This window comes from Streptomyces sp. NPDC086080, assembly GCF_044540255.1.
Taxonomy (GTDB): domain Bacteria; phylum Actinomycetota; class Actinomycetes; order Streptomycetales; family Streptomycetaceae; genus Streptomyces.
Genome location: NZ_JBITRU010000112.1, coordinates 1 through 1,296, shown reverse-complemented (window position 1 = coordinate 1,296; position 1,296 = coordinate 1). Strand labels below are relative to the sequence as shown.

Sequence of the window (1,296 nt, the reverse complement as noted above, 5' to 3'; positions counted from 1 at the left end):
CGGCTGACAGTGAGGATGTGACGTGGTGACGCTGCTGGCGGGTCTGACCCCTCGGCTGACTGACGTCTCGACTGTCCTGTTTGGGATTTGTCGGCCCGCCGGGCGTCACCACGCACGCGGCCGGACGGGCGTTTGTGACTTCATAGGAGCTTGTCGCATAAGCCCCGTCACTGTCTTGTCCACCCGCCCGACCGGCGCGTGCCGCCCTCGGCTCGGACAAGCAGCAAGGACGGACATGACCAGCATGACGCACGACGGCCTGCAGATCACCGGCGGAGTCGACACCCACGGCCTGACCCACCACGCTGCCGTGATCGATTCCATCGGCCGGCACCTGGCCGACCGCGAGTTCGAGGCCACCATCCGCGGCTATCGTGACCTGCTGGATTGGATGCGTGCCCATGGCGTCCTGACCGCAGTCGGGGTGGAGGGGACGGGCGCCTACGGCGCCGAGCTCGCCCGGGTGCTGACCGCGGCCGGCGTCACCGTCGTCGACGTGGACCGCCCGGACCGCAAGACACGGCGGATGAAGGGCAAGTCCGATCCGATCGACGCCTACGCCGCCGCGACGGCCGTGCTCTCCGGCCGGGCGACAGGCACACCGAAGAGCCGGGACGGCGTGGTCGAGGCCGTGCGCGTCCTGCGGCTCGCCCGTCGCAGCGCGGTCAAGGCCCGTACCCAGGCGATGAACCAGATCCGTGGCCTGCTCGTCTCGGCACCCGCGATGCTGCGTGAACAGGTCGCCGGTCTGGACCGGGCCGCCCTGATACGCACCCTTGCCCGGCTGCGGCCCGGCGACGAGCTGTCTCGGCCGCTGGCGGCGACCAGGGCGGCACTACGCCGCCTGGCCCGGCGCCACCAGGCCATGGACGCCGAGATCGCCGACCTCGACACCGAGATCGGTCCGCTGGTCAAGCAGGCCGCCCCGCAACTGCTGGAACTGTTCGGTGTCGGCCCGGAGACCGCCGGCCAGCTGCTCGCCTCGGCCGGGGACAACCCCGAACGGATGCGGTCGGAGGCCGCGTTCGCCCACCTGGCGGGAGTCGCGCCGATCCCGGCCTCCTCCGGCCGCACCCACCGCCACCGCCTCAACCGCGGCGGCGACAGGGCCGCCAACAACGCCCTGCACACCATCGTTCTGACCCGTATGCGCTTCGACGAACGAACCCGCGCCTACGTCGAACGACGCACCAAGGAAGGGCTGAACAAGAAGGACATCATGCGCTGCCTCAAGCGATTCGTCGCCCGCGAGGTCTACCGCGCCCTGACCACCACACCAACGGAACGAATCACCCA

General features: G+C 70.3%; 1 protein-coding gene. It reads left to right on the top strand.

Annotated features, from left to right (window positions below):
* Positions 1–235 precede the first annotated feature (235 nt).
* Positions 236–1,296 (top strand): IS110 family transposase (locus ACIF9R_RS38310; protein ID WP_399987743.1); only part of this gene is annotated, 1,061 nt, incomplete at its 3' end.